This is a genomic window from Aquimonas sp. (assembly GCF_044377145.1).
Lineage (GTDB): Bacteria > Pseudomonadota > Gammaproteobacteria > Xanthomonadales > Xanthomonadaceae > Aquimonas.
In genome coordinates this window covers 32,031-55,373 of record NZ_JBILJQ010000030.1, presented here as the reverse complement: position 1 = coordinate 55,373, position 23,343 = coordinate 32,031, and the positions used below count along the sequence as shown (strand labels likewise).

Sequence of the window (23,343 nt, the reverse complement as noted above, 5' to 3'; positions counted from 1 at the left end):
CATCGTGACCCTGCCCAGTGAACTCGGAAGCAACGAGATCGCAAGCATGAGCGAATCCGCCACTCAGGAGAACGAATGACAGCTATCTGGTGAACAGGCTGTCTCAAAGGGGTTGACGCGTTCCGCTTCGGCCCTGCGGCAGCTCGGCTGGAACGTGGTCGAGGCGGATCTGTATAGCGGCACGCACCTGATTCAAGTCACCCCGGACGGCTTGGTTGGCGGGGCGGATCCGCGGCTGGAGGGCAGGGCGGTGAAGCTGGAGAACGTGCAGCGCTGAGGGCGTCATGCGCAAGCCGCGCCTCGAAACAGGCAGATCTTCAAACGTCCGGCGCACGCGGCGCTGAGCTGCCCGCTCTCTGCGTCGGAGAGGGGGGTAATTCTGGCCGCGACTTCGCCCACCCGCCCCAACTCAGCCCAGTCGAACGGCGAGGGGCTCAAGCCCGTGCATGGCACAGGTTTCCCAGAGCATCGAATCCGGCCGCACGCGGCCTGCTGCTGAAGCGATCGCAAGCTAGCAGCGACGACTGATGCCGCGTGCACCCGAAAGCTACAGGGTGCTGCTGAGCCGCGCCGCCGGGCGCGATCCGGACGCCTTGCATCGCTACCGCAGCGAATTCGACAGCCCCGCCAGCGCCGACCCGGCACCCAACGTGACTACAGCCACTCGAACAGCGAGATGCCCAGGCCGACATAGGTCGCGCGATGGTTGTAGTCGATCATGCTCTCGCCGTAGCCATCGAACACCTGTACGTGCCCGCGCAGGCTTCGAGACAGCGGAAAGCTCCAGTCGAACTGCAGGCCTGCGCGTGATTCCTCACCGCCGCGAAAGGTGTGTCGCATCAGCAATGCAAACTCCTGATCACCGCGACGATGAACCAGGGTGATGTCGCCGCGTCCCATGTAGTCTTCGATGTCCGGATTGTCATCGGTACGAACGTCTTCGCTGATCCGCCACCACGGACGCAGGGTCAGCAGCCAGTTCTCGCGCTCGAATGCCAGCTGCGCGGTGATGCGGTTCCAACTGCGCGACAGTGGCAGGCTGCGGCCGTTGGACTGATGGTTGACGCCTAGGCCGAGCATGCGCATGTTCCACCCGAACGCCGCAGCATTCGTGCCAAACACCAGCAGCGCCTCGGGCTCGTAGACGGTCTCGCGGAACGGACGCGAGATTTCGTTGTTGTAGAGCTGCCAGCGCGAGCTCTGCGTATAGCCGAACCAGACATCACCCTTGCCGAACAGCACGTCCTGCGCCACTTTGGTCTTCAGACTGAGCTGGAACTTGGCCTCCAGCGAGCGCAGATCGACCGGGCTGCTGGTTGCGTTATCCGGGTTGGGGCTGGTCGGCTGGGAGTTGGGCCGGCTGGACCAACTGGCCGGCAACAGATAGACCGGCCGGTAGGCGCGCAGGTTGAAGGTGCCCAGTTTGGAGTTGGAACTGAGCTCCCAGCGGCGATCGAGTGGGCTCAGCTCGCCGGCAGAAAGACGGGAAGCCACTCGATCTTCGGCCTCATTGCGTACGCTGTTCGGGCGCAGCGATGCGTCCAGCGCATCGTAGGCGTCTACCTCAGCCTGGGTTTTCGCGATCGCGATCGCGGTGGCGCTGCGTTCACGTCCGACAGCGCGGTCGTAACACTGCAGACGCGCCGGATCGGATTCGACTGCCGCACAGGCTGCGGGAGTCGCCGGCTCGACGGAGTTCATGTCCTGTCCGAAGGCGATCGCCGGAGCAAGGCTGGAGGACAATGCAGCAGCGACGGTCGCGTGCCGCAGGGTCGCGACAAACGAGGACGGATGGGATTTCATGGGGGAGCTCTCAGAACGACAGGCGCCAGCATAACGGCAGTTCCGCCGGACATCCGTGCGTAAAACATGCCCACCGGCGTGCTCGCCTGAACACACCGATGACGCGGGGTCAGTGCGGATGCGTCAGACCGGTGGGAAAGCACTGGCCAGTACCGTTCGCCAGAACCGTGTGCGGAGCTGCGGTGACCACGATCCGGAGATGTTTCCGAAGTGCGCTGGCGGTTTCAGTGAACGTCAGAGCGTTCCTGGCACGGGGCAGGGAACGCGCGGTCTGGCGAGTCCAGACGCAGCCGAATCAGGTCGATCGGAATCTGCTCACCAAGCGCAATCGAACGAACTGACCTGACTCGCGCAGCAGCAGCCGAGCAGCCCCGAAGGCGGTAGCGGGTCTCCCCAGGTCAAGCGACTCTGGCAGCGGCAGATTCTATAGACCGCCCTTTGTGTTCCGTGTCCCCAGCGCAGGGCTCAGGATCGGGTCCGGCCCGGTTGCGGGTTCGGGAGTTCGGCGCGACCTGCATCGCTCACTTTTCGTGGACTCCCGCAGAGACCAGCGGCTGGCGCATGCGTTCGCGTCGCTGGCCTGTATGCGCCGTACCAGTTGGACGTGATCGATCGGTCTTGCGCGGGTGTGTTCCGATGTCGTCTACACGCTGAGCCTCGTGGTCCCCGATCCCCAAAGCACCCGCATGATTGCTCACTCTTGCGGGCCTTGCTCTTGCTGCGCTGGGCACCGCCCAGGCGTGCAGGGTCTCGGCACACGCGCACGCATTTGCGGTTCCGGCTACAGCGCGATTTCGCGTGGCCAACCTGAGCTGCCTGCACTCATGCATTGTCGTGCGCGTTTCTCAGTTCAGAGCCTCCGGCGCAGCCGTCTGCACAGACTCGCCGGACTGAGGATCGGCTTCCGTACTGCGCCGCTGCTCACGGCGCGACTTGGCGGCGAGGGCGTTGACCACCTCCGCTGTGCTCGCGGCGAGATTCGCTGCGGCATCTCTGCCGTCTCCGCGCCGCTGTCGCTGCATTTCCGCGGTGCTGTCGGCGCCCAGGGTCCATCCGAGCGGCAGCACGCGTTTGCCGGCGCACAGGCGGTAGTGCCAGAGCGCTCCGTCCACCGCTTGAATCTGATCCATCAACGCTTGGCGCGCGTATTCGCCGCGGGCTTCGCGGGTGGCGAGAATGGCGATCAGAGGCGCGCGGGCTTCGCCGTACAGCGGTACAACGGAGGACGTCGGGCCTCCGACCGGCGCCTGCGGCGGGCAGGCATCGAACCTGTTCTCGGCAAATGCCGGCACGCCGATGTCATTGCTGATGTGGATCACGCGGACCTTCGCATCGGGTGCGATCGAGGCGCTGCGCAGGCGATCGATCAGGGCCTGCACGGTGGTGGTGGCGCTGTTCTCGAAATAGCCGCCATCGACCACTTGGCCCATGCGGTTGAGTGCGCCATCCGCGGGTTCGCCCGCGCGGCGTTGAACGGTGCCGGCCGGGCTGACGAAGGTGAAGCGGGCGCTGTTGTGGGCAGCGCTGAAGGTGGGCAGCTCGCGTGGCAGCCAGTCGGCACCGTCGATCACACCGGGAAAGGCGTTTGCAAGATCACCGCGGTAAAGCGTGCTGAACGGGTGCTGGATCAAGCGCAGGCCGCTGTCGACAACCGTGGTGTTCAGCAGCAGCGCGGGCAGCGGGCTTTTCGCCTGATCTGTCGCGAAGGCGGTGTCGGCCAGCGGTCCGGCGAGTGAGCCGCGCAGGTAGTCGTCGGAGCCTGCGGCCGCCAAACCGCTGGTGTTCAACACGTACTTTGCATAGGCACGCAGCCACGCGTTCTCCAGCGCTTCGCCGCGGTCGGTGAAAACGCGGAACGGCAGAAAGCGCTGCACTGCATCGACGCCGAACATGGCGCCGAGCACCGGGGCGAGGAAGTCGGCTTCGAGCAGGCGCGTCAGTTGATCGATCGCGGTGCGATCGAGTTCCCCATCGAGATCGCGATAGGCGCCCGCGAACACGGCCAAGCCGAGACTGCCACCCGACACGCCGCTGGTGGCGAGTGTGCACCGCCACAGTCGACCCCCGGTTTTATCGTGCAGCTCGGACAGCACGAGCACTGTCCACATCGCGGCGCGGATGCCGCCGCCTTCGCTGGAGATCAGCCATACCTCGCCGTCGCATTCGTCCCGACGTTCGCGCCACCAGCGGCGGGTGAACTCGGCGAGCGACGGGCGGCCGTCATTGTCATAGTGCAGGCCCGTGGGCGGGTCTTGATTGGACTGCTGCAGAGCGGTGACCCGGACCGCGTGGTTGTCGTTCCAGCCGAGTGCTGTCATCAGCACCGCCCACACCAACATGCCGGTCAGCAGCGGGAAACGCGCACGCGCCGCGAGGTAGATCGGATAGGTGCTGGCCCAGACCGTGAACGCTGCCGCGCCGAGGATCAAGGCCAGTGGACCGAAGGCATCGATGCTCTGCGGAAAGTACAGGCCGATGAACCAGGAGGCCACCAGCGCGAAGATGCCCAGATAGTGGAAGTAGCGGGTCTTGCCGAGGTCGTGCCAGCGCCGGTAGAAGCCGACCTGGGGCACCGCCTCGACATTCATTGGTTCGCGCGCGGCGGCCGGTACGAAGCGATGCACCAGTGCACGGCGGTAGGTGGTGAACAGCCACAGCGCGGCGGCCAGGGTGAGGTAGGCGACCATCCACACGTAGTTGGCGCGGCTGCCGTCAGGCGCATCGGCTTGGCCATAAGCGGCAGCCATGATGACTGGGCCGGCGGCCGCCAGCAGCCTTGGCAGACGGGCGCCGAGCCAGGTCTGAACCCGGGTCGAGGTTTGCCAATGCGGCCATTCGAAGCAGTACAGGGTGCGCGCGGAGTACCACACCAGCAGGCTCAGGCCGGTCGTGAATACGAACGTGGTGCCGGCCCACAGGATGCGGCTCAGGCTGATGTCGAACAGCTCGCGGATCTGGGCGACGTACAGCGCCAGAACAAAACCAGCGGCCACCATCAGGATCGGAATTCGCGCCAGCACCAGCAGGTCGAACACCTGCAGTACCCACCGCCACAGTTGGCCCAGGGCGGCTTTCATCCGACCGCCGCGCGCTTGGCGGCCGGCAGGGCCACCCGCAGAACGGCATTGAGGTGTGGCGCGCAGGCCTCGAAGCCTTCGCCAGTGGGGTGGATCTCGTCGTACCAGGCGGCGGGTTCAGCCAGCTCGGGCACCGCGGCGAGGTCGGAGTACGTGAACAGACCGGCGAATTCTCTCTGCATTGCGGCCAGTACCAAGGTGCCGAAGCCATCGACCAGGAGATGGCGAGCAAACACGCCAGCCGCGGCGGAATCCTTCAGCACCTTCTTCATCGGGCCGTACAGCCAAGGGCCCACGTCGTCCTTCAGAATGGCGATCAGGCCGATATTGGGGATGCTCAGATCGCCGGCCTGGCCGATGCGCAGCAAGGGCGCATAGGTGTGGGAAATCACCCGGAAGTGCTTGCGCTTGGGCAGCACGTCCAGCTGCACCCGCTGCAGCAGATGGCGATAGCGGCTGGCCAGCCGCTCGAACAGCTTGTGGTCGACCAAGCGTTGGAAGGCGTCTTCGGGCTCAAGTTTCGGCGGCTTGGAGGTCATCCATGGCTCGAACACCTGCTGCAGCCGTTCCGACAGCGCATCATTGCCGCCGGCGCTTACCGCCAGCAGGTCAAACGGGTTGTTCTGCAGGCGATCCATCATTGCGGCGACGCTGCGCGCGGACAGCAGATCCGCCGCGGTAGCGCCCGGTTTGCCCACGATCATCCTCAAGCCATCAATGCGCCAGGCGCTGTGTCGGGCGAGGTTCGGGTACAGCGGTGTGGAAAACCAGGAATCGCCCCAGTACAGGACGGCAGGGCGCGTGGCCAGCCATTCGTCCACCGCGGCGCGGTGCCGCTTGCCGCCGCCGGTGAGTTCGCGGAGTTCTTCCCAACGGGTGACCAGGGTGCTCGACATGCGCTGCGCCTCGCTGGATGGACGTGCTGTTGTAGAACACCGTCGCTGGGCAGTGGCCGCGCGCACGGTGCACCGTTCGTTTCCCCGTGCCGGCCGCCAGCGAAACCGCTGCGGTCAGGTCGCCGCTCTTCGTCAGCCGCGATCGCGAATGGGCGTACCCCGCTGCCGCAGGGGCTCTGCTGCTCCGGCGACAGGCGGCATCTTCCGGCCATCAGCCTTGCGCCCGCAGTGCCCTGCAACAGCTCGCGCTCGACCTATCGCATGGTGCCCGCGGCCTGCGCCTGTTTCACCCTGTCCGATCCGACAGGCTAGAACAGGCGATGCATCACATTTCAAGGGTGCTGCGCTGTTCGGCGAGGCTGGTGATTCTCGCGACTGCGGAGCGCAGACATCGCCGTGCATCTGGCCGGTCGAGCGTTCGAAGTGAGGTCGTCGTCCTGCTCGGTCGAAACCCGATCAGAACGCAGCGCATGGCTTAGCATCGACAATATGGCCTACCCACTTTCCCGTTTGCGCCGGCTCTCGCGCGCGATGTTGCTCTGTGTGCTGGTGCTCCTGTTGCTGTGGGGAACCATGGTTGCGCTGCTGCGTCCCACCAACGACCGCGACTGGTCGCCCGATCAGGCTGAGCTGGCCACTGCGGTGATCGAGGGCGACCAAGTGGAGATCAGCAATGTGCGCAATGCGCTGTACCGGTCGACCACCGACTACGACGTACGCTGGGAGCAGCGCCGCTACGACCTCGGCCGGCTTGAGTCGGTGTGGTTCATGGTCGAACCATTCTCGGACTGGCGCGGGCCGGCCCACACCCTGCTCAGTTTCGGTTTCAGCGACGGCGGCTATCTGGCGGTGTCGGTCGAGATTCGCAAGGAACAGGGCGAGGCGTTTTCGCCGCTCAAGGGCCTGCTGCGGCAGTACGAGCTGACCTACATCATCGGCGACGAGCGCGACCTGATCGGCCTGCGCGCCAACCACCGCCGCGATGAGGTGTTCCTGTATCCCATCCACACCACGCGCGCGGGCCGCCGCGCGCTGTTGGTGTCGATGCTCGAACGGGCGAATGCGGTGGCGGCGCAACCGGAGTTCTACAACACCCTCAGCAACACCTGCACGACCAACATCGTCAATCACATTGAAGCGATCGTGCCGGGCCGGATTCCCTTCAGCTACAAGACCCTGTTGCCGGGCTATTCGGATGAACTGGCGTTCGACCTCGGCCTGATCGACACCACGCTGTCGCGCGAGCATTTTCGCGCCGCACACCGCATCAATGATCTGGCGCTTGAGCACGCGGACAGCGAGAGCTTTTCTGCCGGAATTCGCGCGCGTTCCGAGCGCCACTAGCCGACGCTGAGGCCGCGTGCGCGGGCTCGACTGCAGCACTGGTGGGAGCGCGCGAGGCATCAGCGCAGCAGGGGTCAACGCGTATGCGTCTGCCGCTGTGGGTCATGCCTGGACCGGCAGGGTTGGGAGTGCAGGGCTGGATTCGCTAGCCGCTGCTCGCGCTGCCGTCGCGCCACTGGTTTTGCCGACCTTCGTAGCGCGCAATCAACGCACGACACGATGCATGCTTTTCAAGCAGGGGCCGAACGTTCTGCCACAGCGCCTGCGCGCGATCCGCTTCGCCACTCTGCTTCAGCGTGAGTGCGGCATAGCCGTTGATCTCCGCGATCAGCCCCAGCACCAGCGGATTGCTCTGGAACTGGGCGAGCTGCTGCTGGGCCTTGCTGAAGTGCACCAGAGCCCTCGCTGCATCGCCGCTGCGGCTGGCCAGCAGGCCCCGCGCAAAATGCAGCCCGCCCTGGGCGAGCTCGGACAGCTCGCGCGAATCCACCTCGGCCAGCACAGCTTCGGCCTCATGGGTGTCCGGCGCGTGCTTCGCCAGGGTCAGCGCCAGATCGATCCGGCTCATGTCGATGGGCAGCAGTTTCAGCACTGCACGCTGAGCGGCGATGGCCTGCTCGATGCTGCCGGCGGCATCGAAGATCTGCGCCAGCCCGGTCTGCAGCTGCGCCTCTTCGAGCTGGGCGGCGCCGCGGTTCCAGTAGCTCACTGCGGCGTCGAGTTGGCCGTCCTCGGCTATCAGCTTGGCGCGTTCCAGTGCCAGCTGGTCCGGACGCAGCCCGCCCATCAGATTGAGTCTGCCCAACAGCGCCAGACACAGTCGCGCAGTGCGCTTGCGTCCGTGCAGTCGGGCGCTGAGCAGCTGGTTGTAAAGCACCATCGGCCCGATCAGCACCAGCAGCGCCACTGCAGCCACGGCCAGATAGGCGAATGCCAGGTAGTCGCCCCAGCTGAAGGGCGCGCCATCGAGCAGGCTCCACGCGCTCAGCAGCAGCGGCGGTGCCCACAGCAGGGCGTTCGCCAGCAGTGCCCGCGCCACGCCCAAGCCGATGCCCTCGCGCGCGCTGCGGGCGGCAATGGCGGCGAACTCAGGGTTGAGCATGAAGTCCGGCAGCTCACCCATCGGCATCGACTCGCCGACCACGCGCGCATCGCGCAGGCCCAGCGCGTCAAGCTGATGGACGGCTTCGGCGCTGTTGCGGGCCAGGACGCTGCCACCCACGCTGCTGCCATCGGCCTGGGTCGCGGAGTACAGGTGAGTGCGCGCGACCGAAGCGGCCGGCGCGGTCTCTTCGGCGCGCGCATAGATCCATGCGTGCAGGGGCTGCCGCACCTCGAACAGACGTCGACGCTGCCGAGCCGATGGCAGGCGTTCGGCCAGCGCCTCGTACAGTGCGCTGCCGCTCAGGCCCTGCGCGTGCAACTGCTGCAGCAGCGCGGTTTCGGCGTCGGTGTGTACCAGCAATTCGCCGATGTCGTCGCGGCTCATCTGGGCGTGGACGACATGCAGATCGTCGCCCATGCGCTCCCAGCTGTCGGCGTCGATGCGCGAGATCTGGCGGTAGTGATCGAGCACCGCCGTGCGGACGGCCTGCTGCCAGAGTTGGCGCTCGTTCTGCAGGGCTTGGTCGATGGTCTGCTCGTTGCTGGGCGGCGTCTGCAGCGCGCCGCGGCGGGCAACCTCGGCGCGCTGCGGCGGCCGCGCCAGCCAAGCGTCCTGCCGACGCGCGTGGGCGCGCTCGAACACCAGCCGGAACAGACGCAGGTCGAAGCTGCGCAGGCTGCGTCCCGCGCAGGCCTGTTGCAGACGCTGGAAGGCGTCCGCGAGCGAGGTGCTGGCGTCGACATCCCAGTGCAGGGTGCCGCTGTGGATCGATTCGCCGGGGCCGTCGCTCACCGCGCGCAGGCGCTGGCCGTCGTCGATCGCCAGCAGGCTGAAGTGCACGGCATCCGAGTGCTGGGACAGCGCCAGTGCATACGGCAAATCCGGGTGGGTAGCGACACGCAGCAAGGCAGGTTCGCCCTCGCGGGTCTCCAGTTCAGCGAGACGTTGAAAGCCCAGCGCCTGGGCTTGCGCCCAGAGTCGATCGAAATCGGGTTCGGTCTCGACCGTTTCAGCCAGCTGCAGATGGATCCGCGCCGGTGCGCTGTAGCGCGGGTCAACCAGCGCGGCGCTTGCCGCGTAGTGGCCGATCTTGCGTCGCAGCCAGCGCTTGAACCCCCACCAGGCCAGCACGGCCAGAACCAAAAGCACCAGCACTACCGCAGCAACGATCTGCAGGAACAGCAGCATGTCCGGACTCCTCATTACTTGCGTGAGAATCTAACGGAAAAGCCGCTGCCACGACCCGGCGCAGTTGGATTCTTGGCGCAAGGCGCGGCCGGCCGTTCTCGCAGCACACCCGCGCGAGGCCGCCTCGCGAGGGTTCAACGCAGTTGATCGAGGGCAGGCCTTGCGATCAGACCTGCGCCGCGCGCGGAGAACCGCAGGAGCCGGTCGCTCGAAGTGTCCCGGCGATGAGGCACAGTCCACTCCATGCTGGCGTAGGGTTCAGGCTGCCTTGCTCGCCGGAGTCGCGGTTACAGTCGCCGCGCTCGACAGCATAAGGTGGCCGTACAGGTCCTTGGGGTCGGCGAGTTGTGGAATCAGGCCGATGGTCTGGCCGAGGCCCAGCTCCGCCGCGCAGTCGCGCAGCAGGCGCAACGCAGAATAGTCCTCCAGCGCGAACCCGACCGAGTCAAACACGGTGACTTCGCCCGCGCTGATCCGGCCGCTGGCGGCGCCATTCAGCACGCGCCAGAGCTCAGTGACGCCGAACTCGGGCGGCATCTGCTGCAGGTCACCCTCGATCCGGGTCTGCGGTTCGAACTCGACAAAGACCGAAGCGCGCTTCAGCACCTCGGCGTGGAGTTCGGTTTTGCCCGGGCAGTCGCCGCCGACGCCGTTGATGTGCATGCCGGGCTCGATCATGTCGGGCGTCAGAATGGTCGCATTGGTCTTGTCGGCGGTGACGGTGGTGACGATATCGGCACCGCGCACGGCCTCGGCCGTGCTGCTGCAGACGATCACGCGCAGGCTGGTGTACGGCTGCAGATGCGCGACCAGCTTGGCAGTGGCAGCAGGATCGACATCGAACAGTCGCATCTCATCGATGCCCAGCAGATGGTAAAAGGCCAGCGCTTGGAATTCGCTTTGCGCGCCGTTGCCGATCAGCGCCATCGAGCGTGAGCCAGGCCGTGCCAGAACCTTGGCCGCCATCACCGAGGTGGCGGCAGTGCGCATGGCCGTGGTCAAGGTGAGTTCGCTGAGCAGGGTTGGCACGCCGGTGTCGACCTCGGCCAGCACGCCGAAGGCCATCACGGTCGGCAGGCCCTGCAGGGTGTTCTTCGGGTGGCCGTTGACGTATTTGAAGCTGTAGTCCGTCGCGTTGCTGACCGGCATCAGCTCGATCACGCCGACCTCGGAATGGGCGGCAAGTCGGGCGCACTTCTCGAACTCCTCCCAGCGCCGGAAATCGGCCTCGACGTAGTCGACCATACGAGCGAGCAGGGTCGGCAAACCGAGGCGGGCGACCATGCGCGCGACATCGGCGGTGGTAAGCAAAGTGGTCATGGGCGGCTCCGGTGGGTGCGAGCGGCCATTGTCCGGACTCAAGCGCCAGCCCGAAACGGCAGTTTCGACAGCAGAACGACAGATCACTATCCAAATGCCAACCCTGAGTGTCATTCTGGGCAGATGGACGATCTCGATCAGCGGCTCATCGCCAAACTGCGCGCCGATGCTCGCGCTTCCGTGGCCGAGCTGGCGTTGGCGCTGAAGGTCTCGCGCGGCACCATCACCAACCGCATGGCCCGGCTTGAGCGCGACGGCATCATCAGTGGCTACACCCTGCGTTTGCGCCCGGACGCCGCCCGCGACGAGATTCGCGCCTGGGCCAGCATCGCGGTGGAGGGCAATCAACAGAAGGTCATCCGCACTCTGCTGGGGGAACCGGGCATCGCAGCGCTGCACGACACCAACGGGCGCTGGGATCTGCTCGCCGAGCTGCGTGTCGACAACCTCATCCAGCTATCGGCCACACTCGAGCGCATTCGTGCGGTGCCCGGCATCAGCGCCACCGAAACCAGTATTCACCTGCAGAGCTACCGGGGCTGAGCCCGACCTTGCCTCGGCCGCGATCCGCACCCGAGTGAACGCGATCGTTCCCGCCGCTGCGCCATCGAGCCCGCCAACAGCACGCATTCCCAAGTCCGTCACCGCTTCGTCGAGGTCCTGCAGTCGCGCCGCAATCCGAAAACCGGCGCCTGCTGCGGATCTGCAGCAACAGCTTCGACATGCTGGCGTGCAGCCGCTACGCGCCACATTCCCAGCTGATCGGCGATACCCGAATCTACTCGGGCATGCTCGATTGCACACCCGCATCGTCGGCGTCAGTGCGTGCGCCGGGCGCCTGCTGCTGAGCCCATCGACGGCGCTTGCTACGCTTGGCACCCGAACAGAGTGAGACAGGGCCATGGCCACCGGTTGGGCAGGTGACGGCGCGGTGCAGGATCAGATCGACGCCACGGTGAAGGACGCCATAAAGCGGGCGCGGGCGCAATTGCCTTCGGGCCCGAGCTTGGTGAACTGTGAAGAGTGCGACGCAGAGATTCCGCCGGCACGGCGCGCGGCGCTGCCCGGTGTGCGCCTGTGCGTGGCCTGCCAATCCGAACGCGATCGCGCACAGGGGCAGGGCGCCGGCTACAACCGCCGGGGCAGCAAGGACAGTCAGCTGCGTTGAACCTGGACGTCACCCGCTTTGGCGGCCGAGGGTCAGCTGTGTGCTGTGCGCGCTGCGCTCGAAGTAGCGCGCGGACATCGATGGATTTCGCCCGGCGCGTCGGCAACCCGGCGCACTTCTTCGCCGGTGCTGCTCCGAGTTTGATCTCGGCCCGCGCGTGAAGCCAGCACGCTGAACGCACGCAGATCAGCGCTCGGGCTGCGATATCAGCAGCGCATCGAGCACATAGCCACGGGCTTCCGCGCGCTGACGCAGCCGAGCCAACAGCTCAGGTGCGATCCGCGGCGCGCGCGCCAGTATCCACAGCTGTTCGCGGCTCGGACCGCCGACCACCGCCCAGTGGTAGCCCGGGTCGAGATCAATTACCCAGTAGTCGGCCCACACCATCGGGAACCAGCTCAGCCAGCGCGGGGCGAAGCGCACCTCCAGCGCGCCGATGCGTTCGGTGGTGCGGGCACTGCCGGCGCTTTCGTCCACGCCGCCGCTGCGGTTGCGACAGCGATTGCGGACTTCGATGCTGCCATCGTCGAGCAGGCGATAATCGGCGCTGATCTCGCTGACGCACTTGCGCTGGAAGTACACCGGCAATCGGGCGATTTCATGCCAGCGCCCGCTGTAGTCCTCCAGCGAAATCTGCGTCACCGGAAGATTCATGCTGCCGCGTGGCAGCAGCGGTGGCAGTGGCGGATGCTGCTCCGGCGCCACTGCCGCGAGGGTCAGCAGCAGCATCAGGTGTGCGGTCATGTGCGGTGTCCAGCAGCTGGCAGGCCTGCAGCATCCGCGCGTGGCGATTTACCGCAGGTGAGGCGCGGTACGGCGCAGACCTTGCGCAGGCGTGCGCTGCCCACAAGCGCAAACGTGTGGCCCGTTGAAGAGCCACGCGTTGCGGGTTCCAAGCAGGTTCGCCATGGCCGGCGCGGGATGTGTCGCGGCGGGTCAGCGCTTCGGCGCGAAGGCCTGGCTGAGCAGGTCGCTGTCGAAGCCCCGGGTCTCGCCTTCGCCGCTGGCGAAGCGGTACAGCGCGGCGGAATAGATGCCCGACAACGCCGCCTGGATCAGTGCACACAGCATCAGCGCGATCACCATCGCTGCCACCGCCAAGCCGACAACGATCGCAGTTTTGGTCATCGCGGCGGCGAAGATCAGCCCGATACCCAGGCCCACGACCAGCAGGTTGATCAATCCGAACACCAGGCCGATGCCGCCCTGGCCGATCACGTTCTCGCCCCAGGTGCGCTTCAGCAGCAAGGCGCTTTCCTTGACGGCCTCGATCGGGCCGACATCGCGGGTGACCAGGATCGGCACCACCAGGAAGCTCGCCACTGTCCAGGCCATGCCGATCAGGCCTGCAACCCACCGGCCGATCCAGCCGGCGCGCTCCTGCAGGGCGCGCAGCAGCATGCCGACCGTGGCGGCGATCACCGCATAGCCGAAGATCGGGCCCAGCTTGCCGCTGGCGATGCGCAGGCCGTCGCGCACGGTCGGGTCACCGCCGTCGAGACGGATCATCGCCGCGCCGACCAGGGCGGTGTTGAAGAAGAAGATCACGAAGTACTGCGCGAGGTAGAACAGAAAGGCGAGGCCGTAGGCCAGCGGGCTGATCGCTTCGCCGCCGTCCTCGGTCAGGCCATCGAGCGCGCCCAGGCCGAACAGCGGGAGGATGAAACAGGCCGCGACCAGCACGACCGAAATCGCCGACAGCAGCGGAAAGACCAACAGTTCCTTGTCCTGCTTGAGGACGGAAGCACTGGCCTTGATCAGCGCCCAGCTGCGCGAGAAACGTTCGAACATGGGTGGATTCCCCCGACAGACGCCATGCCCCCATTGGGCACGGACGTGAAGGCGAAGTATTCACTGCACGCGTGACCTGCGCCAGCTGCTAGGGGGGCTGGCGCTATTTTTCGACGAAGGCGCGCTCGAAAACGTACTGCCCCGGCGTGCCGATGCGGGGTGAGACCGCGAAGCCGCGCTCATCCAGCAGGCTGCGGAAATCCGCCAGCATCTGCGGGCTGCCGCAGATCATGGCGCGGTCATGCTCGGCGTCCAGTGGCTCCAGACCGAGGTCGCGCATCATCTGGCCCGAGGCCATCAGGTCGGTCAGACGACCGGAATGCACGAAGGGCTCGCGGCTGACGGCGGGGTAGTACAGGAGTTTCTGCCGCACCATTTCGCCGAGGTACTCGTGCTGCGGCAGCTCGCGGGTGAGGTAGTCGCGGTAGGCGAGGTCACATTCGTGGCGAACGCCGTGGGCGATCACGATGCGCTCGTAGCGCTCGTAGGTTTCCGGATCGCGGGCGATGGCCAGAAACGGCGCCAGGCCGGTGCCGGTGCCGAGCAGATACAGATTGCGACCGGGCGTGACGTCCGAAACCAGCAGCGTGCCGGTGGGCTTCTTGCTGACGATCAGCTCATCGCCAACCGCGATGTGCTGCAGCCGTGAGGTCAGGGCGCCGTCCTGCACCTTGATGCTGAGGAACTCCAGCTGTTCCTCCCAGTTCGGGCTGACAATGGAATAGGCGCGCAGCAGCGGCTTGCCATTGACCATCAGGCCGATCATCACGAATTGCCCGTTCTCGAAGCGCAGACCTTCGTCGCGTGTGGTGAGGAGGCTGAAGTACTGGTCGGTCCAGTGGTGAACCGCGGTGACGCGTTCAATGCGGTACGGCTTGTCGAGTTCGGCGCGTGCCGGCTGTGCGACTGGGTTCATGCGGGTTCCAAAGCGGAGCCATCGGTGGCAGCTGCCACGCGAGGTGAAGGGAGGGGCGTGGTGGCGTCGGCTGCCACGTCCAGGCGGAGCGGTTCATATCAACCCGCCGAGTGGCTGGAAGCGGCCGGGTAGGAGGCCTATCCGGCTGAAGCATGCCGGGCATTATCCTCCACGACTTTGCGCAGGCTCAAATCGGCATCGGGGCCGATGCCAGCCCCGCGATGCCTTGTGGTTCCAGCAGCCTGTCGAGCTTCGGCTGGTCGGGCTGCAAGTCTGGTGATTCGTACTTGATGGACATTCGCTGCGAGTAGTTTGGCGTGGCTGGCAGGGGGCGACGACGAGTCGTCGCAGCGCTGGGGCGAGAAGGAGCCAGGTCGGCAGCCGCGAAAAGAGGCCGCAGATGCGTTTGGTCAGGTGCGAAGCAATGCGCTAGAACGAGAACTGCAGGCGGGCGCTGGTCAATCGACCCTGCTCGAGGTCGGGTGCATGCCCCGCCCTGGCTCGCCGCGTTTCCCAACGGCCATGCTCAAGCGCCCACTGCCAATGGCGGCCGATGAGGGCGGTGACGCCAAAGGTCAACTGCTGTTGTCTGCCCAACGGCGCCTCATCACGCTCAAGCTCGACCTGCGACAGGCGCGCGCTGAACTCCCACAGGCGCGTGTCGGCGTTCAGGGCCGGTTTGCGGACTTTGCCATCGCTCAATACCCGCTGTGCGCCGCCGTTGAGCCAGCTGGCCTGGATGTAGCCGCCCGCGCCATCAAGCGCCTCGCCGCCGTCGCTGTAAAGCGCGATCCACTCCGCCTGCAGGCTCAGCGAGCCGCTCAGCCACGCCGACTCGAGACCGCCGCGCCAGCTGGCATCCACACCGTTTTGCCAGCCGCTGTCCAGCGGAGTGAACGGCAGCAGGCGCGACTCGGCGCGTGCACGCAGGCGCAGGCGGGTGTCGTCGCGGCGCTCATGGGCGAGTGCGACGCCGAGATGAAATTGCTCACCCTCGATTGGCGCAGCGAAGCCGCGCAGGGCGATGCCGCGTGCGGCCGAGGGAACCTCAGCGGCGCCCCCGAATACGCTGGTCTGTACCGTCAGCGCAGCCAGCGGTTGAGTCCACATCAGGCCGACGCGACGGCCGATATTGAAGGCGTCGTGGACCATTGAGCGTTCCTGCAGCGCGGTGTCGCGCGACGAGCCCTGCTGCTCCAGCGAAAACGGCTGCTTGAACTGGCCGACGCGCAGGTGGCTGGCATTGATCGAAGGCCATTCGGCGTAGACATCGGTGATGGTGCCTGCAGCGAAATCCCACTCGAAACGCAGCATCAGGCCGGAGCTGTGCTTCGCGCGCAGGCCGGCGCGGGTGCGACGGGCGCCATCGGCCTCTCCGCGGGCTCTATCGCCAGCGTAGCCGGCATAGTCGTACTGCAGAATGCCGGCGGGCTTGACCGACCAATGGTTGGCCGCAGCGGCCAGGCTGGGGCAGAACGACAGGAGGGCTAGGGCAACATGAATCGGGCGGCGCATGCGGTGGCGTCTCGGTCGAGCAGAAGGGGCGGGCGAATTATGGTGTTTGGGTTACCAGTTTGTGGCAACGCGGTGATGGCGACCGCTGTGTTTCGCGCAGCTTGTCGACGCTGAAGCGCCTGAATGTCCGGGAAGAATGAGTGATCTGCGCCCTTATCGGCACAGAACATGCTTTGCTAGCTGGAGTGAATACTCGAACCGCCCACTCTCGCTGGCTTGCGCTGTTCGTGCTGTTGTTCGGCCTGAGCGAACTCGGAGCCGGCAACACCGCGGCGGCCGAAGTGTTGGAAGCGGTCGTCCGCGCCGACGGTGTGTCCGATCGCCATGTCAGCATGAACACTCGGGTTCAGGTGAGCTCACGCGCTCACCCCCGAGTGACCCTGCAGTTGGCCCCGCGCGGCGGCCAGTGGCCAGTAGCGCCGCGAGTGTTGCAGGTGCAGGGCGCAGGCATGCAGTGGTTCACGTTGCGGACGCCGGAGGGTGACAGCGTGCGCAGCCGTCTGATCAACCGGCACCCGCTTGCGAGCTTCGGCCACGGCGATGTCGCGTTCCACCTCGACACGCTGCCCGCGCACGGACAGCCGCTGCTGCTGGAGGTGGACGCGCGCGAAGCGATTCCGAGTGCGATCGAGGTGCACTTGGTCGATCCAGCCACCTACCAGCGCGCGGATGCCGGCTGGCTCGCCTTCACCAGCGCGATGCTGGCGGTGATGCTGGCGATGGCGCTGATGGCGTTGGTGTTTGCCGTCTACCTGCGTGACAGCACCTTTGTCTGGTACTCGGGCTATCTGATCGCCTACGTGTGGATTCTCGGTCTGCAAACGGGCTATCTGGCCGCCCCCTTGCAGCTGCAGTTCGGCGCGGAGGGCTCGCCGCCTTCCGGACGCTGGGCCACCATCGCCGCGGTCGTATTGGCGGCGTTGTTCCTGGACCGCTTCGCCAATCTCGCCCGCTACGCGCCGCGCCTGCGATGGGTGCTCATGGGCTTGGCGCTGGGTGTGCTGGTCGCCGGCTGCCTTGGGCTGATGCCGATCCCCGAGCTGCGCGCAGTCGGCCGCATGCTGATCAACCCGCTGCTGATTCTCGGTGGGCCCATGCTGTTGCTGGTGGCACTGTGGTCGGGCCTCGCGGGATCACGCTACGGCTGGATCTTCGCGTTGGGCTGGGCACCTCTGCTGACGGTCACCGTGCTGAGCAGCCTGCAGGTGTTTGGCCTGTTCGCGGGCTGGAGCTGGTCGACCGAAGCCGCACTCGGCGCCGGCGCGTTCGAAGCGCTGGTGCTATCGGTGGGTCTGGCGCATCGCAGTTCGGATCTGCGCCGCGATCGTGATCGCGTGCAGCGCCTGGCCGATGTGGATTCGCTGACCGGCCTGTTGAACCGGCGTGCCTGGAGCCAGCGGGTGGAGAAACTCAGCGAGCTCGCGCCGGGCGTGCCGCTGTCGGTGGTGTTCATTGATGTCGACCGCTTCAAGGCGCTCAACGATGAGCTCGGCCACGAGGCCGGTGATGCAGTACTGGTGCAGATGGCCGACCTGCTTCGGCGCGAGCTGCGTGATCACGACGTGCTGGCGCGACATGGCGGGGAGGAGCTGGTGGTCGCCTTGCCCGGCTGCTCCGAGGCGGCTGCAGGCGATACGGCTGAACGCTTGCGCGGCTGCGTGGAGCGGCACTTCAGCGCGCTCGGGGAGGGCGGCTTTCCGCGCGCGCTGACCATCAGCCTCGGAGTCGCCGAGCGCCGCGCCGGCGAACCGCTGATGCAGCTGATTCGCCGCGCCGATGCGGCCATGTACGCGGCCAAAGCGGCTGGCCGCAATCGGGTTTGCGTCGCATCGCAGCAGGCGACGCCGGCGTGAATACGTATGTAGACGACTGCGCAGCGCCGCTCGGATGGCCTAGGGTCTGGGCATCGCATGGCTAGGAGTCGCCACAATGGGGATGTACAAACGCACGGGGCGATGGTTCTCAACGGCCTTCGCCGTCGCGCTGGCGGCGCTCGGCTGCAGCGCCGCGGCGGCGCTGCAGACATCGCTGGAAGCGCCCGGCGAGGTCCCTGCGCGCGAACAGCGGCTGCTGTCACCGGACGGACGCACCGCCTTCGTCATCGAGGCCGGTGCCGAGCGCCTCGAGTACTGGATTGAGCGCGATGGCGAGCAGGTGGTTGAGCGCTCACCGCTGGGCCTGGTGTTTCGTCAGAGCGCGGATTTCGGGCCGGGATTTGGCATCGTCGGGGCAGAAACGGCCAGCGTTGACCTCTCATGGGAGCAGCCCTGGGGCGAGCGTCGCCGCGTACACGATCGGCATCAGGAGCTGCGCGTCGATCTGCAGCGCATCGCGTCACCGCATCACCGCTTCAGCCTGCGGGTGCGCCTGTTCGACGACGGCGTCGGCTTCCGCTACGAGGTGCCTGAACAGGACGGCTTGGCCGAACTCGACATTCTGGATGAGCTGACCGAGTTCCGGATTCCGAAGCCCGGTGAGACTCAAGCCTGGTGGATTCCCGGCCGCGGCTGGAACCGCTATGAATATCTGTATCGCTCGACCCGCTTGGCCGAGCTCGACCGCGCGCATACGCCGCTGACCCTGCGCCTGCCCTCCGGCGTGCATCTGGCCATCCACGAGGCGGCCCTGGTCGACTACGCGTCGATGGTGGTCGATCAACAGCGCGATGGCGTGCTGAAGGCCGACCTCACGCCGTGGTTTGACGGCGTACGGGTGCGCACCCGCGCCGGCTTCCACACGCCCTGGCGCAGCCTGCACATCGCCGATACTGCGGTTGGCCTGTTGAACTCCGATTTGATTCTCAATTTGAACGAGCCGAATGCCTTGGGCGATGTCAGCTGGGTCGAGCCGGGCAAGTACGTCGGCATCTGGTGGGGCATGCACCTTGGCACCGAGACCTGGGGCACTGGGGCCAGGCACGGCGCCACCACCCGCAATGCCCGCAGGTACATCGACTTCGCGGCCGAAAACGGGTTCTCGGGCGTGCTGGTCGAAGGCTGGAACCTCGGCTGGGACGGCGACTGGTTCAACAACGGCGATGTGTTCGACTTTCTGCAGCCCTACCCGGATTTCGATCTGGAAGCGGTGGCGGCCTATGCCCGCGAGCGCGGCCTGCGCCTGGTCGGCCACCACGAAACCGCGGGCAGCGTCAGCCACTACGCGCGGCAGATGGAGGCCGCGTTCGACCTCTACCAGCGCCTCGGCGTGCGTCAGATCAAGACCGGCTACGTGGCCGATGGCGGCGGCATCAAACGCATCGATCAGGACGGCGTGCGTCGGCGCGAATGGCACGATGGACAGTTCATGGTCAATGAGCATCTACGCACCGTGCGCGCCGCCGCCGCACGCCAGATCAGCATCAATGCACATGAGCCGATCAAGGACACCGGCCTGCGCCGCACCTATCCGAACTGGATCGCTCGCGAGGGCGCGCGTGGCCAGGAGTACAACGCCTGGGGCACCCCGCCGAACCCGCCCGAACATGTCGCGATGTTGCCCTACACGCGGATGCTGTCGGGCCCGATGGACTACACCCCGGGCATCTTCAATCTGGCCTACGAGGGGCTGGATGCGGTCAATCGGGTGCAGCACACCCTGGCCAAGGAGCTGAGCCTGTACGTCGTGCTGTACAGCCCGATCCAGATGGTGGCGGACTTGCCCGAGCACTACGCCGCGCATCCGCGGGCGTTCCAGTTCATCAAGGACGTGCCGACCGACTGGGAGCAGAGTCGCGCCCTGGCCGGCGAGGTCGGCGACTACGTGGTGTTCGCGCGTCGCCAGCGCAATGGCGACGACTGGTTCGTGGGCGCGCTGACCGATGAGGCCGAGCGCAGCTTCAGCCTGAAGCTCGGTTTCCTGCAGTCAGCGCAGACCTACTGTGCGCACCTGTATCTGGACGGCGAGGGCGCGCATTGGCGCACCCGGCCCTATGCGATGCGGATCGAAAAGCGCGAAGTGAATTCGAGCGACACGCTCGACCTGTGGCTGGCGGCCAGCGGTGGCGCGGCGATCCGGTTCGAGGCGATTGCAGCCGGAACTTCCTGCGCCGATGCGGTAGGGTAGGGCCTGTGGTGGACAGCGTTCAGCCGCGCCAGAACAGCGCCAGCGCGCCGCGAAACGGCATCAGCGCCAGCTTGAACGCTTCCCCGCTCCAGCTCAGCAGGCGCTGCTGGTCGATGCCTGACAGGCCACGCAGCAGATCGGCCAGATTGCCAGCGCCGGTGCCCGGCAGTTTGCACAGCGCCTGCGCGCGCTTGGCCACCGTGTAGGTGCTGGCGACCGAGGCGGTGATCTCTGCCAGGATGCTGGCCATCGGCAACACGCGCTGGGCAATGCCTCGGACGACGCCTTCGCCAAACTGTTTCAGGATCGCATCCATGCTGCGCTTGGACAGCTGCTGCGCGCCGATATTGGTGGCCGTGGCCAGCAGCACCACGCCACGTTGCTCCGGTTCAGACAGCTCGACTTCATACAGGGCGATGACTTCTCGCACCAGATCCTTCTGCACCTGCGCCAGCGCGACAGTTTCAGCCAGCGGGCCGAGCACGCTGGGCGCCAGCCGCCCGATCAGCGGCACCCGGCGGGTCAGACTCGAAATCGCCGCGGCGGTGCCGGCCTTCAGGCAGGCGTTGCGCACGAGGGTGTCAAAGGCGGCCTCGCGCTGTGCGGCGGTGCGCGCGCGGGCGGGTTTGGTTTCAGCGGCCGGAGCGGGCTTGGATGTTGTGGATCGGGCGGCTTTCGCCGGCTTCGCCGCCGCCTCCGGCTTGGCCGTACTGCGTTTCCGGGCCGGGGCGGGCTTGGGCTTGCCTGCATCCTTCGCGGCGGCACGCTTTGGCGTGGCCGGCTTCGCGGCGAGTTCAGCGCTGGCGCGCTTGCGGGAGGCGGGGGTGGCAGGGGTCTTAGCCATGTCGAGGAGGATAGCAGCCTGGGTCGGGCTCGTAAGGGGCCGGCTCTGGCCTTGGGTTCGGCCACGGGTGGGCTGATCGGGGGACGGTCGGGGGCCGAACCTGCCGGGTCCAGCGTTGCACTTGTCGTTCGTCCAGCCACGGGGCCGCAATGCGATCCATTCAAGTTGGCGCTGGGCCGGCATTGGGGCGCAAGGCTTGTTCAGCTACCCTGTACGCCCCCTCCACATTCGCCCAAGGTCATGGACTACGACCGCTACGACCGCGTCCGCGCTGTGCGCTGGACCGGTGAAGCACTGGATCTGCTCGATCAACGCCTGCTGCCGCATCGGCAGGAGCACGTGCTGTGCCGCAGCAGTCAGGCGGTGGCTGCGGCGATTCATGACTTGGTCGTGCGCGGCGCGCCCGCGATCGGCATCGCCGCAGCCTGGGGCCTCGTGCTCGCTGCGCAACAGGTCGAAGCGGGCTCTGGCGCGCAGGCAGCCGAACGGCTGGCATCGGCAATCGATCACCTCAACGCGGCCCGACCGACCGCGGTCAACCTGGCCTGGGCGCTGCGCCGAATGCGCGCGCGCTTGATCGGTGCGGGCACGGACTGGCGTGCGCAGCTGCAGATCGAGGCCAGCGCGATCGAAGCCGAAGACCTCGCCGCCAACCGGCACATGGGCCAGCTCGGCGCCGCGCTGATCGCCCCGGGCAGCGGCGTGCTGACCCACTGCAATACCGGTTCACTGGCGACAGCAGGCTTCGGCACTGCGCTTGGCGTGATCCGCGCCGGCGTCGCTGAGGGCCGCGTGCAGCGCGTCTTCGCCGGCGAAACCCGGCCCTGGCTGCAAGGCGCGCGGCTGACCGTATGGGAGCTGCTGCAGGACGGTATTCCCGCGACCCTGATCGCCGATGCCGCCGCGGCGCATCTGATGGCGACCGGCCAGGTGCAGTGGGTGATTGTCGGCGCTGACCGCATCACCGCCAATGGTGATGTCGCCAACAAGATCGGCACCTACCAGCTGGCGATCGCCGCTCGCCACCACGGGCTGAAATTCATGGTGGTCGCGCCGGCATCCACGATCGACATGCACACCGCCACGGGTGCCGCGATCGAGATCGAAGAGCGTTCTGCCGACGAACTGCTGGGCTATGGCGGCGTGCGCACCGTGGCCGAGGGGGTCAAGGCCTGGAACCCGGTGTTCGATGTGACGCCGGCCGGACTGATCGACGCGATCGTGACCGAGCGCGGCGTGGTTGAACGTCCGGACGCCCAGCGAATGCGTGCACTGTTTCCGGATTGACCCTTCCGCACTGATCGTCGAGCCTGTCTCAACGCTCAGTTTCTTTGCGCCACACGGCCCCTGGCTTTCGCCTCGGGCCATCCTTGATGAGATGTCAATGTCCACCGTTCCGCGTATCGCTGTTCTGGTGCCTTGCTACAACGAGGCGGTCACAGTCGCCCAGGTCATCGCCGATTTCCGCGCTGCACTGCCGGACGCCGAGATCTGCGTGTTCGACAACAACTCGAAGGACGATACCGGCGCGATTGCGCGTGATCATGGCGCGCGGGTGCAGCGGGTCACTCTGCAGGGCAAGGGCCATGTGGTGCGGCGTCTGTTTGCCGATGTCGAGGCCGACCTCTACGTGATGGTAGACGGTGACGACACTTACCATGCTGCCAGTGCACCGGCCCTGGTGCAGTGCCTGCGCGAGGGTGCGCACGACATGGTGGTGGCGGTGCGCAAGCACGAGGCCGAAGCGGCCTACCGCGCCGGGCACGTCTGGGGCAACCGCATGTTGACCGGCTTCCTGAGTCGCCTGTTCGGGCGACCCTGCAAGGACATCCTGTCCGGCTACCGCGTGTTTTCGCGACGCTTCGCCAAGAGTTTCCCGGTGCTGACCGCCGGCTTCGACATCGAAACCGAACTCACCGTGCATGCGCTGGAACTGAAAATGTCGGTGGGCGAAGTCGACACGCCCTACAAGGAGCGGCCGGAGGGCTCGTTCAGCAAGCTCAGCACCTACCGCGATGGCTTTCGCATCCTGAAAACCATGCTGCGCTTGTTCAGCGCCGAGCGGCCCCTGGCCTTTTTCGGCGGTTTCGCTGCGGTGCTGGCCTTGGCCGGAATCGGTTTCGGAATTCCGGTGATTCTCGACTATCTCCAGACCGGCCTGGTGCCGCGCTTTCCGACCGCCATCCTGTCGACCGGGCTGATGATTCTGGCCGCGCTCTCTGGCTTCGCCGGGCTGATTCTCGACACCGTCACCCGCGGCCGTCGCGAGCTCAAGATGCTGGCCTATCTGCAGCATCCGGCCCCGCGCTGAAGC

Annotated in this window: 18 protein-coding genes; 8 read left to right on the top strand and 10 right to left on the bottom strand. The window is 66.4% G+C overall.

Annotated features, from left to right (window positions below; translation table 11 throughout):
* The first annotated feature begins 112 nt into the window (after positions 1-112).
* Positions 113-277: a hypothetical protein gene (locus tag ACIQ7H_RS10960; protein ID WP_395791327.1), complete on the top strand. Its 165-nt coding sequence runs from the start codon at positions 113-115 to the stop codon at positions 275-277.
* A 377-nt stretch (positions 278-654) separates the two neighbouring features.
* On the opposite strand, the gene ACIQ7H_RS10955 is transcribed toward ACIQ7H_RS10960, so the two are convergent.
* The 3 genes from ACIQ7H_RS10955 to ACIQ7H_RS10945 all read right to left on the bottom strand — a co-directional run bounded on the left by ACIQ7H_RS10955 (position 655) and on the right by ACIQ7H_RS10945 (position 5,776).
* Positions 655-1,803 (bottom strand): phospholipase A, encoded by a 1,149-nt coding sequence (locus tag ACIQ7H_RS10955; RefSeq protein WP_395791325.1) that lies wholly within the window; start codon positions 1,801-1,803, stop codon positions 655-657.
* An 845-nt stretch (positions 1,804-2,648) separates the two neighbouring features.
* Positions 2,649-4,880, bottom strand: a complete 2,232-nt coding sequence (locus ACIQ7H_RS10950) for a hypothetical protein (RefSeq protein ID WP_395791323.1) — start codon at positions 4,878-4,880, stop codon at positions 2,649-2,651.
* On the bottom strand, positions 4,877-5,776 hold the full coding sequence (locus tag ACIQ7H_RS10945; protein ID WP_395791321.1) for a hypothetical protein: 900 nt from the start codon (positions 5,774-5,776) through the stop codon (positions 4,877-4,879). Before ACIQ7H_RS10945 ends, ACIQ7H_RS10950 begins: the two co-directional genes overlap by 4 nt.
* Positions 5,777-6,265: 489 nt before the next feature.
* Between ACIQ7H_RS10945 and ACIQ7H_RS10940 the strand changes: the two genes are divergently transcribed.
* Positions 6,266-7,120 (top strand): DUF4105 domain-containing protein, encoded by an 855-nt coding sequence (locus ACIQ7H_RS10940; protein ID WP_395791319.1) that lies wholly within the window; start codon positions 6,266-6,268, stop codon positions 7,118-7,120.
* 145 nt (positions 7,121-7,265) lie between these two features.
* Here the strand turns inward: ACIQ7H_RS10940 and ACIQ7H_RS10935 are convergent, their stop codons facing one another.
* Both ACIQ7H_RS10935 and ACIQ7H_RS10930 read right to left on the bottom strand, forming a co-directional pair.
* The gene (locus tag ACIQ7H_RS10935; RefSeq protein ID WP_395791317.1) at positions 7,266-9,413 is read right to left on the bottom strand and encodes a tetratricopeptide repeat protein; all 2,148 of its coding nucleotides are present in this window, start codon (positions 9,411-9,413) and stop codon (positions 7,266-7,268) included.
* Between the two features lie 258 nt (positions 9,414-9,671).
* Positions 9,672-10,733 carry an ornithine cyclodeaminase gene (locus tag ACIQ7H_RS10930; RefSeq protein WP_395791315.1) on the bottom strand — a complete coding sequence of 354 codons (1,062 nt, stop codon included), beginning with the start codon at positions 10,731-10,733 and terminating at the stop codon, positions 9,672-9,674.
* Between the two features lie 123 nt (positions 10,734-10,856).
* Between ACIQ7H_RS10930 and ACIQ7H_RS10925 the strand changes: the two genes are divergently transcribed.
* The gene (locus tag ACIQ7H_RS10925; protein ID WP_395791313.1) at positions 10,857-11,276 is read left to right on the top strand and encodes an Lrp/AsnC family transcriptional regulator; all 420 of its coding nucleotides are present in this window, start codon (positions 10,857-10,859) and stop codon (positions 11,274-11,276) included.
* 358 nt (positions 11,277-11,634) lie between these two features.
* The gene (locus ACIQ7H_RS10920; RefSeq protein ID WP_395791311.1) at positions 11,635-11,901 is read left to right on the top strand and encodes a DksA/TraR family C4-type zinc finger protein; all 267 of its coding nucleotides are present in this window, start codon (positions 11,635-11,637) and stop codon (positions 11,899-11,901) included.
* A 186-nt stretch (positions 11,902-12,087) separates the two neighbouring features.
* Here ACIQ7H_RS10920 and ACIQ7H_RS10915 read toward each other — a convergent pair whose 3' ends face one another.
* The 4 genes from ACIQ7H_RS10915 to ACIQ7H_RS10900 form a co-directional block, all read right to left on the bottom strand.
* Positions 12,088-12,645, bottom strand: a complete 558-nt coding sequence (locus tag ACIQ7H_RS10915) for a lipocalin family protein (RefSeq protein WP_395791309.1) — start codon at positions 12,643-12,645, stop codon at positions 12,088-12,090.
* A gap of 192 nt (positions 12,646-12,837) precedes the next feature.
* The gene (locus ACIQ7H_RS10910; RefSeq protein WP_395791307.1) at positions 12,838-13,692 is read right to left on the bottom strand and encodes a DUF6159 family protein; all 855 of its coding nucleotides are present in this window, start codon (positions 13,690-13,692) and stop codon (positions 12,838-12,840) included.
* A 103-nt stretch (positions 13,693-13,795) separates the two neighbouring features.
* Positions 13,796-14,608, bottom strand: coding sequence for a ferredoxin--NADP reductase (locus ACIQ7H_RS10905; protein WP_395791305.1), 813 nt, complete (start codon positions 14,606-14,608; stop codon positions 13,796-13,798).
* 429 nt (positions 14,609-15,037) lie between these two features.
* Positions 15,038-16,123, bottom strand: a complete 1,086-nt coding sequence (locus tag ACIQ7H_RS10900) for an OprO/OprP family phosphate-selective porin (protein WP_395791303.1) — start codon at positions 16,121-16,123, stop codon at positions 15,038-15,040.
* Positions 16,124-16,308: 185 nt separating this feature from the next.
* Here ACIQ7H_RS10900 and ACIQ7H_RS10895 point away from each other — a divergent pair, with 185 nt between their 5' ends.
* Positions 16,309-17,976 (top strand): diguanylate cyclase, encoded by a 1,668-nt coding sequence (locus ACIQ7H_RS10895; RefSeq protein ID WP_395791301.1) that lies wholly within the window; start codon positions 16,309-16,311, stop codon positions 17,974-17,976.
* A 76-nt stretch (positions 17,977-18,052) separates the two neighbouring features.
* A complete protein-coding gene (locus tag ACIQ7H_RS10890; RefSeq protein ID WP_395791299.1) occupies positions 18,053-20,185 on the top strand; it encodes a glycoside hydrolase family 97 protein in 2,133 nt (710 codons plus the stop codon).
* A gap of 19 nt (positions 20,186-20,204) precedes the next feature.
* Here the strand turns inward: ACIQ7H_RS10890 and ACIQ7H_RS10885 are convergent, their stop codons facing one another.
* Positions 20,205-21,029: a hypothetical protein gene (locus tag ACIQ7H_RS10885; RefSeq protein WP_395791297.1), complete on the bottom strand. Its 825-nt coding sequence runs from the start codon at positions 21,027-21,029 to the stop codon at positions 20,205-20,207.
* Positions 21,030-21,269: 240 nt separating this feature from the next.
* Between ACIQ7H_RS10885 and mtnA the strand changes: the two genes are divergently transcribed.
* Both mtnA and ACIQ7H_RS10875 read left to right on the top strand, forming a co-directional pair.
* A complete protein-coding gene (mtnA, locus tag ACIQ7H_RS10880) occupies positions 21,270-22,316 on the top strand; it encodes an S-methyl-5-thioribose-1-phosphate isomerase (protein ID WP_395791295.1) in 1,047 nt (348 codons plus the stop codon).
* A 91-nt stretch (positions 22,317-22,407) separates the two neighbouring features.
* On the top strand, positions 22,408-23,340 hold the full coding sequence (locus ACIQ7H_RS10875) for a glycosyltransferase family 2 protein (protein WP_395791293.1): 933 nt from the start codon (positions 22,408-22,410) through the stop codon (positions 23,338-23,340).
* Positions 23,341-23,343 lie beyond the last annotated feature (3 nt).

Coding starts and splice junctions, on each gene's coding strand:
- mtnA (WP_395791295.1), top strand. CDS start 21,270: ATGGACTACGACCGCTACGACCGCGTCCGCGCTGTGCGCTGGACCGGT.
- ACIQ7H_RS10920 (WP_395791311.1), top strand. CDS start 11,635: ATGGCCACCGGTTGGGCAGGTGACGGCGCGGTGCAGGATCAGATCGAC.
- ACIQ7H_RS10910 (WP_395791307.1), bottom strand. CDS start 13,692: ATGTTCGAACGTTTCTCGCGCAGCTGGGCGCTGATCAAGGCCAGTGCT.
- ACIQ7H_RS10905 (WP_395791305.1), bottom strand. CDS start 14,608: ATGAACCCAGTCGCACAGCCGGCACGCGCCGAACTCGACAAGCCGTAC.
- ACIQ7H_RS10915 (WP_395791309.1), bottom strand. CDS start 12,645: ATGACCGCACACCTGATGCTGCTGCTGACCCTCGCGGCAGTGGCGCCG.
- ACIQ7H_RS10885 (WP_395791297.1), bottom strand. CDS start 21,029: ATGGCTAAGACCCCTGCCACCCCCGCCTCCCGCAAGCGCGCCAGCGCT.
- ACIQ7H_RS10890 (WP_395791299.1), top strand. CDS start 18,053: ATGGGGATGTACAAACGCACGGGGCGATGGTTCTCAACGGCCTTCGCC.
- ACIQ7H_RS10935 (WP_395791317.1), bottom strand. CDS start 9,413: ATGCTGCTGTTCCTGCAGATCGTTGCTGCGGTAGTGCTGGTGCTTTTG.
- ACIQ7H_RS10930 (WP_395791315.1), bottom strand. CDS start 10,733: ATGACCACTTTGCTTACCACCGCCGATGTCGCGCGCATGGTCGCCCGC.
- ACIQ7H_RS10945 (WP_395791321.1), bottom strand. CDS start 5,776: ATGTCGAGCACCCTGGTCACCCGTTGGGAAGAACTCCGCGAACTCACC.
- ACIQ7H_RS10955 (WP_395791325.1), bottom strand. CDS start 1,803: ATGAAATCCCATCCGTCCTCGTTTGTCGCGACCCTGCGGCACGCGACC.
- ACIQ7H_RS10900 (WP_395791303.1), bottom strand. CDS start 16,123: ATGCGCCGCCCGATTCATGTTGCCCTAGCCCTCCTGTCGTTCTGCCCC.
- ACIQ7H_RS10940 (WP_395791319.1), top strand. CDS start 6,266: ATGGCCTACCCACTTTCCCGTTTGCGCCGGCTCTCGCGCGCGATGTTG.
- ACIQ7H_RS10875 (WP_395791293.1), top strand. CDS start 22,408: ATGTCAATGTCCACCGTTCCGCGTATCGCTGTTCTGGTGCCTTGCTAC.
- ACIQ7H_RS10950 (WP_395791323.1), bottom strand. CDS start 4,880: ATGAAAGCCGCCCTGGGCCAACTGTGGCGGTGGGTACTGCAGGTGTTC.
- ACIQ7H_RS10925 (WP_395791313.1), top strand. CDS start 10,857: ATGGACGATCTCGATCAGCGGCTCATCGCCAAACTGCGCGCCGATGCT.